This window comes from Paenibacillus sp. 2RAB27, assembly GCF_052115445.1.
GTDB lineage: Bacteria > Bacillota > Bacilli > Paenibacillales > NBRC-103111 > Paenibacillus_E.
Genome location: NZ_JBFRGR010000008.1, coordinates 197081 through 213816, shown reverse-complemented (window position 1 = coordinate 213816; position 16736 = coordinate 197081). Strand labels below are relative to the sequence as shown.

At 44.7% G+C, this 16736-nt stretch carries 12 protein-coding genes and 1 other annotated feature; of the genes, 4 read left to right on the top strand and 8 right to left on the bottom strand.

Going from position 1 to position 16736, the window contains the following annotated elements; translation table 11 throughout:
• Positions 1-281: 281 nt before the first annotated feature.
• Positions 282-881, top strand: a complete 600-nt coding sequence (gene rpsD / locus AB4114_RS14575; RefSeq protein ID WP_056612460.1) for a 30S ribosomal protein S4 — start codon at positions 282-284, stop codon at positions 879-881.
• Between the two features lie 54 nt (positions 882-935).
• On the opposite strand, the gene tyrS is transcribed toward rpsD, so the two are convergent.
• Complete coding sequence (tyrS, locus tag AB4114_RS14570) at positions 936-2198, bottom strand: tyrosine--tRNA ligase (protein ID WP_441989084.1); 1263 nt, start codon at positions 2196-2198, stop codon at positions 936-938.
• Positions 2199-2249: 51 nt separating this feature from the next.
• Positions 2250-2639 (bottom strand) — a binding site (T-box leader).
• Positions 2640-2766: 127 nt separating this feature from the next.
• Here tyrS and AB4114_RS14565 point away from each other — a divergent pair.
• Positions 2767-5922 (top strand): transglycosylase domain-containing protein, encoded by a 3156-nt coding sequence (locus AB4114_RS14565; protein WP_441989083.1) that lies wholly within the window; start codon positions 2767-2769, stop codon positions 5920-5922.
• Positions 5923-6030: 108 nt separating this feature from the next.
• Here AB4114_RS14565 and acsA read toward each other — a convergent pair whose 3' ends face one another.
• Positions 6031-7755 (bottom strand): acetate--CoA ligase, encoded by a 1725-nt coding sequence (gene acsA / locus AB4114_RS14560; protein ID WP_441989082.1) that lies wholly within the window; start codon positions 7753-7755, stop codon positions 6031-6033.
• A gap of 315 nt (positions 7756-8070) precedes the next feature.
• On the opposite strand from acsA, the gene AB4114_RS14555 reads away from it, so the two are divergent.
• Both AB4114_RS14555 and AB4114_RS14550 read left to right on the top strand, forming a co-directional pair.
• Positions 8071-8709: a GNAT family N-acetyltransferase gene (locus tag AB4114_RS14555; protein ID WP_441989081.1), complete on the top strand. Its 639-nt coding sequence runs from the start codon at positions 8071-8073 to the stop codon at positions 8707-8709.
• Between the two features lie 73 nt (positions 8710-8782).
• A complete protein-coding gene (locus AB4114_RS14550; RefSeq protein ID WP_441989127.1) occupies positions 8783-9964 on the top strand; it encodes an acetoin utilization protein AcuC in 1182 nt (393 codons plus the stop codon).
• A 78-nt stretch (positions 9965-10042) separates the two neighbouring features.
• Here the strand turns inward: AB4114_RS14550 and AB4114_RS14545 are convergent, their stop codons facing one another.
• From AB4114_RS14545 to AB4114_RS14520, 6 genes are all read right to left on the bottom strand, one after another.
• Positions 10043-10744 (bottom strand): 5'-methylthioadenosine/adenosylhomocysteine nucleosidase, encoded by a 702-nt coding sequence (locus AB4114_RS14545; protein ID WP_441989080.1) that lies wholly within the window; start codon positions 10742-10744, stop codon positions 10043-10045.
• 90 nt (positions 10745-10834) lie between these two features.
• On the bottom strand, positions 10835-11842 hold the full coding sequence (gene ccpA / locus AB4114_RS14540; RefSeq protein ID WP_056612480.1) for a catabolite control protein A: 1008 nt from the start codon (positions 11840-11842) through the stop codon (positions 10835-10837).
• 180 nt (positions 11843-12022) lie between these two features.
• Entirely contained in the window at positions 12023-12430 is a 408-nt protein-coding gene (locus AB4114_RS14535; RefSeq protein WP_171635487.1) for a hypothetical protein, read from the bottom strand.
• Positions 12431-12554: 124 nt separating this feature from the next.
• The gene (locus AB4114_RS14530) at positions 12555-13097 is read right to left on the bottom strand and encodes a type 1 glutamine amidotransferase domain-containing protein (RefSeq protein WP_441989079.1); all 543 of its coding nucleotides are present in this window, start codon (positions 13095-13097) and stop codon (positions 12555-12557) included.
• Position 13098: 1 nt separating this feature from the next.
• On the bottom strand, positions 13099-14838 hold the full coding sequence (gene ptsP, locus AB4114_RS14525; protein ID WP_056612485.1) for a phosphoenolpyruvate--protein phosphotransferase: 1740 nt from the start codon (positions 14836-14838) through the stop codon (positions 13099-13101).
• Complete coding sequence (locus AB4114_RS14520) at positions 14835-16724, bottom strand: glucose PTS transporter subunit IIA (RefSeq protein WP_171635482.1); 1890 nt, start codon at positions 16722-16724, stop codon at positions 14835-14837. The genes ptsP and AB4114_RS14520 overlap by 4 nt, the downstream gene beginning before the upstream one ends.
• Between the last annotated feature and the right edge of the window lie 12 nt (positions 16725-16736).

The following is a 16736-nucleotide window of genomic DNA, read 5'->3' as shown; positions in this document are numbered from 1 at the left end:
TTTTTTCACATCTATTGCACGATATTTTCCTCTCGTTATTGCGATGAGAGACTTGACACTTGCTCCTGTTTTTAATAAAATTAGAAGTCGAGTAACACCATGATTTCGGTGAATGCCATTTGTGATCACCCTCACTGCTTTTGCTCCTGACAAGACAGCGGCTGAACTACTCTTGACAGGGAATCACTTTATGATTCGTAAGCAAAATCGGGCACTTGTCTTCACCCTGACATCTAGATGCTATTTACAAACTAATTGTCATGAGAAGGAGTTTTCCCTATATGTCACGTTATACAGGACCTAAATTCAAATTAAGCCGTCGTGTTGGTATTTCCTTGAGCGGTAACGGTAAAGACTTGAAACGCCCATTCCCTCCAGGTCAGCATGGCCCAGGACAACGCAAAAAAATGAGCGGTTATGGTGTACAATTGAACGAGAAGCAAAAACTTCGTCACATGTACGGTTTGAACGAGAAACAATTCCGCAACTTGTTCGACAAAGCTTCCAAGCTTAAAGGTATTGCCGGTGAAAACTTCATGGTATTGCTTGAAAGCCGCCTAGACAACTTGGTTTACCGTCTTGGTCTTTCCAACTCCCGTGCAGGTGCACGTCAACTCGTTGCTCATGGTCACGTTACTGTGAACGGCAAAAAAGTTGACATCGCTTCTTACATCGTATCCACTGGTGATGTGATTTCACTTCGTGAAAGAAGCAAAGGCCTTTCCACTGTGAAAGAAGCTCTTGCTAACCGTAACTACCTTCCAACTTACCTTGAGTTTAACGACGCAAGCGTAGAAGGTAAATACATCCGTTTACCAGAACGTTCCGAGCTTCCACAAGAAATTGACGAAAAACAAATCGTCGAGTTCTACAGCCGTTAATAAAATCAACCCCCTTAGGGATTTCCCTAAGGGGGTTATTTTGTTGCCTAAGCTTTATTCAAATTTGACGAGGAAGTAATTCTTCTTACCGCGGCGAATAATGAGATAGGAATCACCTAGTCGACCTAATTGTTTCGTCGTTGCTTCCAGATCCGTCACCTTCACGCCGTTCACTGTGACCGCTCCGCTTTCAATGTCTTGACGCGATTGGCGTTTGGATGGTGCTGCTCCCACGGAAATAAGAAGATCAATCAACGCAACGTCATCTTGCTCTAATGTTGTTGAAGGTACATCCTTGAACGCTTCTTCAATTTCAACACGTGATAGTGACTGAATATCCCCACTGAATAAGGCAGAAGTGATATTAAGCGCACTCTCCAGCGCATCTCCCCCATGAACAAGCTTCGTAACTTCGCGAGCCAGCACTTTCTGAGCTTCTCTCTTCCCTGGCTGTGCGACAACTTCAGCTTCAAGTCGTTCGATTTCTTCTTGGGATTCAAACGTGAAATATTTCAGGAATCGGATAACATCATTGTCAGCAGTTCCTAACCAAAATTGGTAGAACTGATACGGTGAAGTTTTGCTTGCATCCAGCCAAATAGCTCCGCCTTCCGTTTTACCAAACTTCTGCCCATCGCTCTTCGTAACAAGCGGTAATGTCACACCAAAAGCGCGGCGATCCGTTGTTGATTTGCCGATAAGCTCAAGTCCAGCCGTAATATTCCCCCATTGGTCACTTCCACCAATTTGAACAGAACAGTTCTTCGTTTCATTTAACTTCAAGAAATCATAGGATTGAAGAATCATGTAACTGAATTCTGTAAACGAAATTCCTTTCGTAATACGTGAATCTACAGAATCCTTAGCTAACATGTAGTTCACTGTAAAGTTTTTGCCAACATCACGTAAGAATTCAATCACATTCAGAGAGCCTAACCAATCGTAATTGTTCACTAACTCAGCACTGTTTTCAATTTCAGTTGAGAAATCAAGGAATCGTGAGAGCTGATTTTTAATACTTTGAGACCATGCCTCAACAACTTCAGGGCCGTTCAATGTACGTTCATTCGCTTTACCACTCGGATCACCAATCAGCCCCGTTCCACCGCCTACCAAAGCTAAAGGAACATGTCCAGCAAGCTGGAATCTTCTCAAGGTTAAAATGGGAAGCAAACTGCCGATATGCAAGCTATCCGCTGTCGGATCAAAGCCACAGTATAGGACTACCCGCTCTTCACTCAGCTTTTTATCCAAACCTTCTCTATCCGTAATTTGATGCAGCAAACCGCGAAACTCTAAATCCTTCAGAATACTCATGTACAACCATCCTTTATTATGAAATGAAAAAACAAAAAAGCCTTCTTATCCCAAAGGGACGAGAAGACTTAACTCGCGGTACCACCCTAATTAAAACAGCAGTTACGTACATCTATGAGAAAACCTCTATCGAGGCCATTCAAAGATGAGCGACCGCGTTTAGATGATGGTTTTATCGCCAAATAGAAAGACGTTTTCGGAAGCCGAAAACTTATACTTTCTATTGTGGTAACCAAAGTCGAGGCACGGCGTGCTATTTTCACTCAAGAACCGGTAACGAGGTTTAATCGGTAAAAACTACTTGTGCAGGCACATTCCTGCAGGTTCCCATTTACTGCTCAAGACCGTAATTCACTAACCTGCAGGTACCGGTTCGCACCCTCCACCGGCTCTCTGAAAGCATCCACAAGCTACCTACTGCTGATCCATCAACGCATTTGTTCTTGTTATAACACAGGAATCTGATGCTTGTCAAACCTAGAACTGAGCCTTTCTCCCATCAGCATTACCGCAAAAGGAGCAATTATGATATACTATTAGGGTTCATGTAAGGAGGATATTGGAACTTATGCGCAATTTTTTCGCGAAATGGAATCGCCCCTGGGTAAGAACGACATTTAAAGTAATTGGAATTTCATTAAAATGGGCCATTATTTGTGTGTTTTTGGCTGGCCTGCTAGGTGGATCCGCCGCTTTCGGATATGTAAGTGCACTTGTCAAAAAAGATCCAATCCGCAGCGAGGATTCGATTCGACAACAAATGCAAGAGAATGCCATCACAGGATTCGCCTATTTCAATGATGATGCTGTGATTGGACAATTACGAACCGAAGAAGATCGACGTCTTGCACAACTTGAAGATATCCCACAGAATTTGTTAGACGCAGTCCTCGCAATTGAGGACAAAGATTTCTACAATCACCGCGGTATCGATTTCCGTGGTCTCTACCGTGCAGTCACTCAGAAGCTTCTGAATGAAGATGTACAAACCGGCGGAAGTACAATCACACAACAGCTAGCTAGACGTGTTTTCCTCACACTAGATCGCGATGACGGCCGTAAAGCAAGAGAGTTGCTGCTTGCACTTCGGATGGAACGCATCATGTCGAAGGATGAAATTTTACTAGCCTACCTAAACAAAATCCCATACGGCAATGGGGCAACTGGCTATAATCTCTACGGCATTAAAGCCGCTGCCAAAGGTCTGTTCAATATCGACGATTTAACCAAATTGAATATTGCACAAGCTGCGTATTTAGCCGGATTACCTCAATCTCCATCGCAATATTCGGCTTTTACAAGTAAGCCGGCTTTTGATGAGGATGGTTTCAAAAAAGCGGTAACGCGACAGCAGTTAGTATTAAAGCGAATGATGGAAGAAAACAAAATTACCAGTGATCAATATCAAGATGCCTTGAAATTCGATCTCAAAGCTTCCATGCCGGCAGCAGCTCAAAAAGCTTATACGACCTACCCTTATCTAATGATCGAGACCGAGCAGGAAGCATCTGAAATTTTATTAAAACTTCAACATCCAGAGCTCGATCCGAAGACGAACCAGACCGCTTATAATGAAGCGCTCAAGAACATACATACACAGCTATTACGCGGCGGATATCAAATCTACACCACAATTGATAAAACGATTTATGATTCGATGCATGAAATTTCAAGCAATGAGAAGAATTTCGCACCAACGGATGAGAAAAAAGGTGGCATTGAGCAGGTAGGTGCCATTATGATTGATTCCAAAACGGGAGCCATCAAAGGAATGATTGAGGGCCGCGACTTCTTCGATGAACAATTGAATCACGCTACACAAGCCTATAGACAGCCCGGATCTACAATGAAGCCAATTGCCGCTTATATCCCTGCACTCGAAAAAGGGGTCTTGCAGCCTGCCACCATCGTAGATGATATCCCAATCATTCTCAAGGACGGAGTTAAAGGCTTCCATTTGCCTGAGAACTGGGACCATAAATTCCATGGCCTGATGACTGCCCGAAGAGCTTTAAATCAATCCTATAATATCCCAGCTATCGATATATTCCTCAATAAAGTAGGCATTACGCAAGCATGGGATTTCGCTAAGAAACTAGGTATTACGTCTCTTACCAAAGAGGATAATGTCGCACAAACTGGTGTTATAGGTGGTTTAAGTCGGGGAACCTCGGTCAAGGAACTAGCAGGTGCCTATGCATCTATTCCGAATAAAGGCGTGTTTAATGCCCCGTACTTAATTCGTGAAATTAAAGATTCGAATGGCAAAACTATCTATGCTCATGAACAGAAGCCCCAAACGGCGTACTCGCCGCAAACGGCTTACCTAATAACGGATATGATGAAAACCGTTATTAGCAATGCTAGCCAAGGGACAGCTACGGATCTCATGAAAAAATTCAAATCATACGGCAAAATCGAGATCTCTGGAAAAACAGGCTCCACACAGGATGATGCTGATGCTTGGTTCATGGGCTTCACCCCTGATGTAACAGTCGGTGTATGGATCGGTTATGATCAGCCGATTAATAAACTGTCTTCCAAAACAGGCCAAACCAACCATGCAAAAGATATTTGGGCGCTCATCTTGAATAAAACGATTGAGCAAAAACCAGATCTTTTCCCGAACAAAACATTCGCAAAACCAGATGGAATCGTTTCATCAACAGTCTCCAGCTTATCCGGCATGCTTCCAAGTGAACTGACGACTAGCTCCGAGCATCTGGTAACCGACATTTTCAACAAAAAGTATTTGCCAACACAAACAGATAATGTCATGGTTAAAATGAAAATCAGCTCGCTTAATGGGCTCAATTACGTAGCTCAAGAAACGACACCTGCTGATTTCGTACAAGAGAAAGTCGTGATTAAAYGACAAAAATCAATCACGCAATTATTAAAAGAAATCGATGAAGCGATGCAAAAGCTTCCTGAGAAAAGCAGAAAGCCTATCGATTTCTATAAACCAACTGATTATGACGTAGATGCTCCTTCCGAAGCTGATCCAAGGGTTGACGATGGGAAAGCACCTCCACCACCTCAGAACGTCGTGACAGTCAAATCAGGTGATACGGCGACAATTACCTTCCAACCGAACACGGATGCAGATATCGTAGGCTATCGCATTTACCGTTCAGATAATCAAGGCAAGTTCCAGCTCATGGGTGGAAAAGTCGTGATGGCAGGTGCTGAAGCGAAGTTTGTTGATCAACCTCAAACAGCAGCTATAACAGGCTACTATGTCACTGCTGTTGATGTAGCAGGTAAAGAATCCACACCAAGCCGGTCCTCTTATACGGATGGCAGCTCTCTAGATTCATTCATCATCCCTGGTGTCGATAGCAATGGCAATCCACTGAAAGATCTTATCATACCATCACCATCACCAGGACCAACGAATGGTGGAACAGGAACAGGAGCTGGCACTCCTACGGGCAAGCCGGCATCCAAGGATGCTCCTTCTGCACCTACGGGCATCAAGGCAAAGGCTGAAGAAGCTTCTCTTGTCCTAACATGGAAAGCGAATGATGCCAAAGACAAAGTCAAACAATATGTCGTGTATTTTAGTGATAAAGAAAAGGGCACATACACGAAGCTAGGCACCGTTGAGAATGGAACTGAATTCCATTACTACGCGGCAGCTTTCAATGGTTATTATAAGATAACAGCCATTAATGAAGCTGGAGAGTCTAAATTCTCTGCCACCATCGCTTATAATAAATAAGCGTAATTGAAGAAGAACCTGGCAGCAGCCAGGTTCTTCTTTTTTTTGATGCACAGAAAGCTTTCTCTGCACCACTGAGGGTACGTAGAAAGCTTGGGATGAACCTAATTAATCTTCAATTGTCGATAAGTCACCTGTCGGAAGGTTAAGCTCCCATGCTTTAAGCACACGGCGCATGATCTTCCCACTGCGTGTTTTGGGCAGCTTGTCCTTGAATTCAATCTCACGCGGTGCCGCATGCGCAGAAAGACCTTCCTTGACGAACTTAGAAATTTCAGCTTTCAGTTCATCAGAAGCAACAAAACCTTCACGCAACGCGATAAACGCTTTGATGATTTCTCCCCGCATAGGGTCTGGTTTCCCAATAACCCCAGCTTCAGCAACAGCTGGATGCTCAACGAGCTTGCTTTCGACTTCGAATGGACCTACGCGCTCACCTGCTGTGTTGATAACATCATCCACACGGCCTTGGAACCAGAAGTAACCATCCTCATCTTGATAAGCGGAATCTCCGGAAACGTACCAGCCTGTCAAACGGAAGTACTCTTCATACTTGGACGGGTTGTTCCAAATTTTACGCATCATCGATGGCCAAGGTGTTTTGATCGCGAGGTTCCCCATCCGATTCGGAGGCAGAATATTACCCGCATCGTCGATAATAGCAGCATCAACACCTGGAATTGGACGACCCATTGAGCCTGGTTTAATCGTCATAGAAGGATAGTTACAAATCAACTGTCCGCCTGTCTCTGTCATCCACCACGTATCGTGAATACGTTGATTATAGACCTTCATACCCCATCTAACGACTTCCGGGTTCAATGGTTCTCCAACACTCAATACATGACGAAGTGCCGATAAATCATAGCTTGCAGAAACATCATCGCCTGCCCCCATCAACATACGGAAAGCAGTTGGCGCACTGTACCAAACGGTTACTTTATATTTCTGAAGTGTATTGTACCAATCCTGTGGACTGAAACGTCCTCCGCGGATTACATTCGTCGCACCATTCAACCAAGGAGCGAAGATCCCATAGGAAGTCCCTGTTACCCAACCTGGATCTGCGGTACACCAATAGATGTCATCTTCTTTCAAATCAAGGACAATTTGTCCCGTATAATAGTGCTGCAACATCGCATTCTGAACGTGGAATACGCCTTTCGGTTTCCCAGTTGACCCGGATGTATAATGAATAATTAATCCATCTTCACGCCMCAACCATTCAATCTCAAGCTCTGTAGAAGCGTTTGCCATTTCTTTATGATAATCAACTTGTCCTTCACCAAGCTCAATGTTCTCCCCTACAAGGATCACATGCTTAAGGTGCGGAAGTTCACTATACGGCACACGTGATAATTGACTAGGCGTCGTGATTATCGCAACCGCTTCACTATCTGCCAAACGATCTCGAACCGCAGTTTCCATGAACGCTTCAAAAAGTGGTCCAACGACCGCACCTACTTTGAGCGATCCCAGTAAAGAATAATACAGTTCAGGTGTCCGCGGCATGAAAATGAAAACTCGCTCACCTTTGCCAATGCCTAGATTTCTAAGCACATTACCAAACTGATTGGATCTTTCCTTCATTTGTCCAAAAGTAATTGCTTCATCACGTGAGCTGTCGCTGTAATATAAAGCAATTTTGTCTTTCTTCCCGCCTTCCGCATGACGGTCAATGGCCTCATAGGCCATATTCACTTTACCTGTCTCGTACCATGAGAAGTTTTTCTCGATGTCTGCCCAATCAAATGACGCATGTGTTTGTTCGTAATTAGCCATGTTTGGATTAAGGGATACTGATTTAATGAGTTCATCTTTCATTTGATCCATAAACGTAAAACCCTCCTCACGAAATAAACCGCTTTCACTTTACTGATGAATTCGAGCAAAATGTGATCGATTTTTGACATGTTCTATTATAACATACTCAGAATATTTCGCCTATGTTTAAGTTTTGCTATGATTTCAAACCAAAGTTTGGTATAAAATTACTATGAATCCAAAATAAACGACTACGCCGTCCTTCATGGACGTTAAGCATTTATGGAGAAATATAGCCAACTAATTCTGTGAAACATATAAACTCTTATATTTTTAGTAAAGGAAACGCCCATCATGCTGTTTTTTAGAAGGAGAGCAAAAGTTATGCAGCATATCAAAATCTACCACTCACAAAGCTTGCGCACTGCTCCCGATCAACCTGAAATTATAATTGAGGGTCCCGTTTCACCAGAAAAATTGCAGGAACTCACCATGCACACGAAACTCGACGCCTTCAGGAGGCCTAAAGAACAACTCGAAGCACTCATCGAGATCGCCGGGTTGCCTGAAGGACGAATCATCCTTGCGAGAGATGGATCCACCATTGTCGGTTACGTTACATTCCATTACGCAGATGAAATTGAGCGATGGTCACAAGGCAATATGAAGGATTTAATTGAACTAGGCGCGATTGAGGTCGCTGATGATTACAGATCGATTGGTTTAGGCAAAAAGATGATTCAGCTTGCATTTGAAGATGATCAAATGGAAAATGTCATTTGCTTCACTACCGAATATTATTGGCATTGGKATTTGGAAACGAGTAAATTAACCGTTTGGGAATATCGTCAAATGATGGAAAAGCTCATGAAAAGCATCGATATGGTCTGGTTTGCCACTGATGATCCAGAAATTTGCTCACATCCCGCCAATTGTCTGATGGTGAGGATCGGGAAGCAAGTACCTATCTCGTCAGTCGAGCAGTTTGATCGCGTGCGTTTTCAGCAGCGCTTTATGTATTAGCTCCATAAGATGCAGTTAGCAGCAGATCTTCAAACGAAATTGTTAGCCAATTCGGGGGAATTTGGAAATGGACATGAAGTTTACGGAACCTGTGTTTATCTATGATGATCAAGAAATTCAATATAAATTTAATGATACGCATCCCTTCAATCAGGATCGTCTCATCATGACCGTCGATTTACTACGTAAATCTGGCGCTCTTCCAGACAATGCGGTACTTACGTCTCGCTCAGCGACTGATGCAGAACTCTTGCGGGTGCATTCAGCTCCTTATATCGAGGCGGTGAAAGCGTTAAGTGTTCCTGCTCCTGAGGAACGCTGGGTGCGTGAAGCGGCCCGTTTCGGGCTCGACACAGACGATACGCCCTACTTCCCAGGGATGCATGACATCACTGCGAAGGTCGTAGGCGGCTCTATCCTTGCCGTAGACCTCGTTATGTCCGGCCAAGCACCTCATGCCCTACATTTAGGCGGCGGCCTCCACCATGCCCTGCAGAGCAAGGGTGCAGGCTTCTGCGTCTATAATGACGCGTCTGCGGCGATCGCTTATGCCAAAGAGAAGTATGGCGCTAAGGTGCTCTACATCGACACAGACGTACACCACGGCGATGGCGTGCAGTGGAGTTTCTACGCCGACCCGCAGGTCGGCACGTTGTCCATTCATGAGACGGGGAAATATTTATTCCCCGGCACAGGGGCTGTGAACGAACGCGGAGAAGGCGACGCGTTCGGAACGAATGTAAACATCCCGGTGGAGCCCTATACCGAGGATGATTCTTGGCTGGAATGTTTCAGCGAGGTGCTAACCGAGCTGATCGCCCGCTTCCAGCCGGACGTCATTATCTCGCAGCATGGGTGCGACGCCCATGCTTTCGACCCGCTCGCGCATGTACATTGCTCCATGCGCGTGTACAAGGCCATGCCCGAGCTTATCCATCGACTTGCGCACCAGTGGTGCGAAGGTCGGTGGGTCGCGCTCGGGGGCGGCGGGTACGACATCTGGCGTGTCGTACCGCGGGCTTGGAGCCTGCTCTGGCTCGTCATGAGCGAGCAGGCGATGATGAGTCAGCTGGAGGCGGAGCCCCAGCTGAGGCTGCCCCAGGCGTGGCTAGACGCCTGGCAGGGCAAGAGCCCCGTCCCCCTAGTGGAGACGTGGCTCGACCCGGTTGAAGCTTGGGCGCCGATCCCAAGGCGCCAGGTGATCACCGAGAAGAATCGACAGACCAAGGAACTAGCGATGATGTATTTGAAATAAATCGTTTCGAAGATGAGAAAAGCTCAGATCACCGCCAATTAGGCGATGCTCTGAGCTTTATTCATGGACAGCAGTTGTTTACAGGTGCTTCACCATATCTTCAACCATTTTATACGAATTCTCCGATGCAATCACCGTAAACTCCGCGAAATTCACATGCGCAGAACCATCTGCTTTGTCGGACATGGAGCGCAAGATAACATAAGGTATGCCATTCATCGCACATACTTGAGCAACGGAGGATCCTTCCATCTCCACACAAACACCGTTCAACTCTTGATACAGACTTGCTACCACTTCTCGGCTTGCAATGAATTGATCGCCGGACAGCACTCTACCCTGCTTCACTTTACCTGCAAACAATTTCTCTCCCGAAGCTACGGCTAGCTCTACGAGTTTGCGATCAGCAGTGTACACTGAGTTCTCAGCATACGGAATGACGCCGCGTGGAAATCCTAGTGCTGTCACGTCCATATCGTGCTGTACACACTCTGTGGAAATAACTAGATCGCCAATTTGCAACTCAGGATCTAAGGCCCCAGCTACACCTGTGAAGATAATTGCTTCTACACCGAACTGATCAATTAGAATTTGCGTGGTTACTGCAGCATTCACTTTCCMAACGCCTGTGCGACAGACAACGACATTTTTACCGAAATAAGTACCTTCTCGAAAGGTAATGCCTGCTTTTACCGTTTCGGTTATATCTGTCATATGAGCAACGAGCAGCTCAATTTCTTCATTCATTGCTCCTATGAGTGCGATTTTGTTCCAAGCCATACTAATTTCCCTCTCTCTCTTCTTACATGAGAAAACCTCTATCGCACCTCTTCCAGAATGGAAGGACACGATTAGAGGTTTATTTTTCACTTAAGCTCGGGCTTTAACCGAGTGACGATTAATGATTTCATGCGGTAAAATAACTTGCATATTTTCTGTTGATTCTTTATTCATCAGCTTCGTCAGTAGTCGCATCGACACAGCTCCGATATCATACATCGGTTGAGCTACCGTCGTTAATGTCGGTCTAACCATGGAGGCCATACGGATATTATCCACACTGATTACAGCGATATCTTCAGGAACGCGAAGCCCATTGTCTTGAATCGTATGAATAGCGCCAATCGCCATTTCATCCGTTGCCGAGAAAATAGCGGACGGTCTAGGAGAAAGCTCCAAGAAATAGTTGACTGCATCTACACTGGATTCATAACGGTAATTTCCAATCCGTACATACTCATCACGTACTGGAATGCCAGCCGTTTCAAGTGCACGTTTGTAGCCTTGATATCTAGCGAAGCCATTCGCTGGATCTTGTAGAGTTCCAGAAATCATGGCAATATCACGATGACCTGCTTCAATAAGTACGTTCACTGCGTCAAATGCAGCCGCCTCATGATCAATATCAACGGATGCCATCGCTTGGTTCTCATCCTTCGTGCCACATAGGACAACCGGAACAGATGACGTACGGAAAGCTTGAATATGTTCTTCTGTAACAACACCACCCATGAAGAGCAACCCGTCAACTTGTTTCTCAAGCAACGTGTTGATTACACGAATTTCTTTCTCTTTCTTCTTGTCCGCATTACACAAAATAATATTGTAATGGTACATATTCGCAATATCCTCAATTCCACGCGCTACTTCAGCAAAAATAGAATTGGATATATCGGGAATAACAACGCCAACCGTTGTCGTCTTTTTACTTGCTAATCCTCTAGCTACCGCATTTGGACGGTAACCCAATCGTTCAATGGCTTCAAAAACTTTCTTACGTGTTTGCGGCTTCACGTTCGGGTTATTATTAACGACCCGAGATACGGTTGCCATGGAAACGCCTGCTTCTCTCGCTACATCATAAATGGTTACGGTCACGGTTACTCTCTCCATTTTCACAAGTATTCTGCGAACCTAGTATATTATCGTTATGATACGACAAATTAATCCATCTTGCAATGCAAAATGAAAATGCTTTGAAAATAATTTTCATTTTATTTTCAAAAGGGTCACAAATAGAATAAAAGCCAACCTCTTGTCGAGATTGGCAGCCCATTTTTAGGTTGAAATTGCGCTTTGAGTGATTTGCGATAAACGTTTACGAATTTCCTCAGCCCATGGCTCATCGCCTAGCGATTGCGCTAGCAATAAGATGTCCAACAGCTCATTGATTCGTTCCTCCACAATTTTCTCCATAGAATCATTCATACGCTCTTTTTCTGTTACTTTTAACAGCAGAAAGGCAACCTCCGAAACTTCATGGAAGAAGAATTGCTGCTTCTCTGGTTTACTACCCAGCTTACCGATCAGACCGGTAAGTTCAGGCTTTACATGAGGTACAACCTCACTTCGTCCACAGCCCTCACAGGAATAGATAGGAACATTCTCAATATCTACTTTACTTTGATAAATAACCGTGCGCAGACGAAGGTTCATCGTGCGTCCGCACTTACAATACTTTTGCATTCTAACACTCCTTCACTGACAGGCGGCATGTACATTAGTTGCTTGTACTATGTTATTCTACGATGTCATCAGATTTCCTTCTGATCAATACATAGTAGTTTTTGCCACCTATGGAAGAGAGATGTTACTTTTGCAGTTGTTTGCTAAAGGAGATAACTTCATCCACAAAACGCTTGGAAAATGCCGGAAGATCCGGTGGTCTACGCCCTGAAATGATATTGCGATCCACCACGACTTCTTCATCAAGCCAAATGGCCCCAGCATTTTCGATATCATCGCGAATGCCTGGCGTGGACGTCATCGTGTAACCTTGAACGATTTTGGCAGAAATCAAAACCCAGCCTGCATGACAAATCTGTGCGATAGGCTTCACATCCGCATGAAACTCCTGCGTAAGTCTAAGCACATCGGCATAACGACGAAGCTTGTCAGGTGCCCAACCACCAGGAACATAAAGACCAACATAATCCGAAGATTTCACTTCATCGAATGCATAATCCGTCGTGATGGGTACGCCATATTTGCCATGATAGACAGTTTTTGCTTTAGGTCCAACGATGTCTACAATTGCGCCTGCTTCACGCAGCCGGTAGACAGGATACCACATTTCCAAATCTTCAAATTCTTCATCAACGAAGGCTAGCACCTTCAAACCTGCTAACTCCATACTAATTTCCTCCTACAATGGATTCCGTTTGTTCCGTTTGAGCAAGAAGCTCCAAGATTTCATCACTTGTTTTGCAAATTAAAATACGATCTACTAATGCCTTGCATGTCGCGGCATCACTGCTAAGCAGTCTGTGCTTGACTTGCAAGAGCGTCTGAACCGATATGCTCAGCTCCTCAATGCCCAGTCCAAGCCAAATTGGCAGAGCCCGAATATCTCCAGCCATTTCCCCGCATACGCCTACAGGAATGCCAACACGCTTGCCTGCATCGATCACGAGTTTAAGTAATCGAATAACGGCCGGATGATAAGGATTATATAAGTGCGCGATATTCTCGTTCATTCGATCAACTGCTAGAACATATTGAACTAGATCATTTGTGCCAATACTCATAAAATTCACTTCGCTAGCAAGCACATCAGCAATGATGGCAGCAGCAGGAACTTCAATGGTAAGTCCAACCTCAATATTAGCATTAAAAGGCACACCAAGACTACTTAGCTCCAGCTTCGCTCTTTCTAAGTGCGCTTTCGCTTGACGCACCTCCTCGATGGAGGTCACCATCGGATACATGATCTTCACATTCCCATAATGACTTGCTCTTAAGATCGCTCTTAGCTGCGTCATAAAGAGATCCGTTCGATCCAGAGAGATTCGAATGGCCCGGTAGCCTAGGAAGGGATTATCTTCTTTGGCAAGCGGCATGTAGTCAAGCTTCTTGTCGCCGCCAATATCCAGGGTACGGATCACGATTGGACGTCCTTTGAGCTGCATGGCCGCGTGGCGATAGACCTCAAATTGCTCCTCTTCACTAGGCAATGAATCTCGATCCATATACAAATATTCGGTACGAAAAAGCCCTACACCTGATGCGCCATTCCGCAATACTTGGTCAATTTCCATAACAGAATTAATATTCGCATGTAGATTAACCAAGCTTCTATCTAACGTCAGCGGAGCTACATCGGCAATTTCTTGCAAGCTTTCCTTGAACTCCAGCCAGTTTTTCTTACGTGCTTGATAACGTTCGATTGTAATCTTATCCGGATTAATATACAAGGTGCCTTCTTGACCATCAATAATCAAGAAATCACCATTTTGAATAGGACGCAGCAGCTTTCCTTCTAATCCGAGTACATAAGGGACAGACATCGCTCTGGCCATAATCGACACGTGCGAGTGCGTGCCACCCAGAATTGTCAACAGTCCTAGCACATTCGTTGGATCCAAATGAGCAAGCTGTGAAGGGGTAAGCTCCTTCGCAACTAAAATATAAGGATGATCAATCGGCGGAACCGTCGTGCTCGTATCCCCCAATAAATGCTTCAAGAGACGATTACCGACATCTTTAATATCTAAAGCGCGTTCTTTCATGTATTCATCATCAATTAAATTAAACATACCTACAAATTTGTCAATGACTTCTTTCACGGCGACTTCTGCGGCTTTATATTGCAGCTCAATAATACCTTGAATCTCATTCATGAAGATGGGGTCTTCCAAAATGGCCAAATGTGCATCAAAAATATAGGCTTGTTCTTGCCCTACAACTTCTTTGATCTCTTGTTTGATTAGCTCTAGCTCATCCTTGGAATGCCGAATGCCATCATACAATCGCTCGAATTCATAAGCTAAATCTGTCACATCTATCATTTTCTCTGGAAAATCCCATTCCCAAGTGGGAATAACAAACGCTTGACCCATTGCAATTCCCGATGACGCGCCTACACCTCTAATCATCCGTTCGTCCCCCCCTCGGATTTAGTCGGCTTAAGGACAACGGACATAACAGAGCCTTGGCCTTTCTTAACTGGCTTAAACGGAGCAAAACTCCATGACTTCACAATATCTGGATTCGTAATTATCATAGGTGTCGCTAAGGAAGAAGCAAATTTCTTAACTTTGTTGTAGTTGAACTTCACTAGCAGCTGTCCTGCTTCCACACGATCGCCTTCCTTCACCAGAGCATTAAAGCACTTGCCTGGTAAGCTGGACGTGTCAATTCCGATATGCAGCAGRACTTCAAGACCTTCATCCGTTAAGATCCCCAGTGCATGCATAGTWGGGTAAATGTGCATAATGGTACCTGCAACAGGGGAAACCAACTCACCTTTTTCAGGAATAAAAGCAACACCATTCCCGACGAGTCGGGAGGCAAAGATACGATCAGGCACTTCTTCAATAGGGATCATACGTCCCTGCATTGGAGATGTAAATAAGACGACATGAATATCTTTACGTAATACCTTCATAATTTCTTCACGTATAAGCTCTGAAAATGTTCCAAACACGACTTGAACATTGCCTCCTCCAAGACGTATGACGCCTGCTGCTCCTAAGTGTCGTAATGCCGTGATGTCCATCAGACGATCATTGACAAGCGTAAGTCGCAATCGGGTAATACAGGCTTCAATCTTCTTAATATTGTCTTTCCCACCAAGTGCCTGCAAAATTAACGGAGAACGATACGGTATGTCCCCAGCCCACTCTTCTAGCGATGAGCCCTCTTCCCTACCCGGTGTAGGAATTCGGAACTTCTGAATCGCCCATCGGAATAAGAAATAATACAGTAAACCATAGACCAGCCCTATCGGAATCAACAATAAGCCATTGTGTGATAAGTGCAGATTAATGATGTAGTCAATAGCCCCAGCCGAATAAGAGAATCCATGGTGGATATTTAACTCATAAGCGATCCACATAGCTACGCCCGAAAGGATGGCATGAATAACGAACAAATAAGGTGCTACAAAAAGGAAAGCAAATTCAATCGGCTCTGTTACACCAGTTAAAAAGGAAGCCAATGCAGCCGTTAAGAATGTAGCTTTGATCTTCGGCTTTAAATCTTCCCTCGCTTCTCCGATAATTGCAAAAGCAATAGCTGGTAATGCAAACATCATGATCGGGTATAAACCGGCCATATACATCCCTGCAGATGGATCGCCAGCAAAAAATCGCGGCAAATCGCCATAGGCGTATTGTCCTGATGGCGTCTCGTACGCCCCCACTTGAAACCAGAAAAAGTTATTCAAAATATGATGTAAGCCCGAAGGTACGAGCAAGCGATGAGCAATCCCATATATGAATGCACCGAAGCCGCCTAATCCAAGTAATCCACTTGATATTTTGCCCATAAGCGTCTCCAGATAAGGACCAAGCCAGATCATGATATAAGAGACAATGAGCGTTGCGAGGCCCATGACGAGCGGCACCATCCGAGGACCACCGAAAAATTGTATGTACTCCGGAAGCTTAATTTCCTTGCAGCGGTGATAGATGATTGCAGCCAGCAGCCCAATCAAGATCCCGCCAGAAACGCCTAATTGAAATTGCGTGCCCAGCCCATGCTCGATGAGTCGGGTAAACATGAAATACCCTAGCATAGCCGATAAACCAGCTATTCCGGCACTTTCTGTTAATCCCAATGCCACACCAACAGCGAAGATAATTGGTATATAATCAAAGATTGTATTTCCAGCCAATGACAGCATTTCCCCAAAGCTTGAAGCATGTATAGCATCCCAAGGTAAATCCCCTAGACAAAGCAGCACAGCAGCAATAGGAAGCGCAATGGTAGGCAGCATTAAGGAGCGGCCAAGCTGTTGTAAGTTCCCCATCCAGTTCAAACGAATGCTAAC

What these genes read in the sequence shown, in the direction of transcription:
- rpsD (WP_056612460.1), top strand. Translation starts at nt 282, where the DNA reads ATGTCACGTTATACAGGACCTAAATTCAAATTAAGCCGTCGTGTTGGT.
- tyrS (WP_441989084.1), bottom strand. Translation starts at nt 2,198, where the DNA reads ATGAGTATTCTGAAGGATTTAGAGTTTCGCGGTTTGCTGCATCAAATT.
- AB4114_RS14550 (WP_441989127.1), top strand. Translation starts at nt 8,783, where the DNA reads ATGAAGTTTACGGAACCTGTGTTTATCTATGATGATCAAGAAATTCAA.
- AB4114_RS14535 (WP_171635487.1), bottom strand. Translation starts at nt 12,430, where the DNA reads ATGCAAAAGTATTGTAAGTGCGGACGCACGATGAACCTTCGTCTGCGC.
- AB4114_RS14530 (WP_441989079.1), bottom strand. Translation starts at nt 13,097, where the DNA reads ATGGAGTTAGCAGGTTTGAAGGTGCTAGCCTTCGTTGATGAAGAATTT.
- ptsP (WP_056612485.1), bottom strand. Translation starts at nt 14,838, where the DNA reads ATGATTAGAGGTGTAGGCGCGTCATCGGGAATTGCAATGGGTCAAGCG.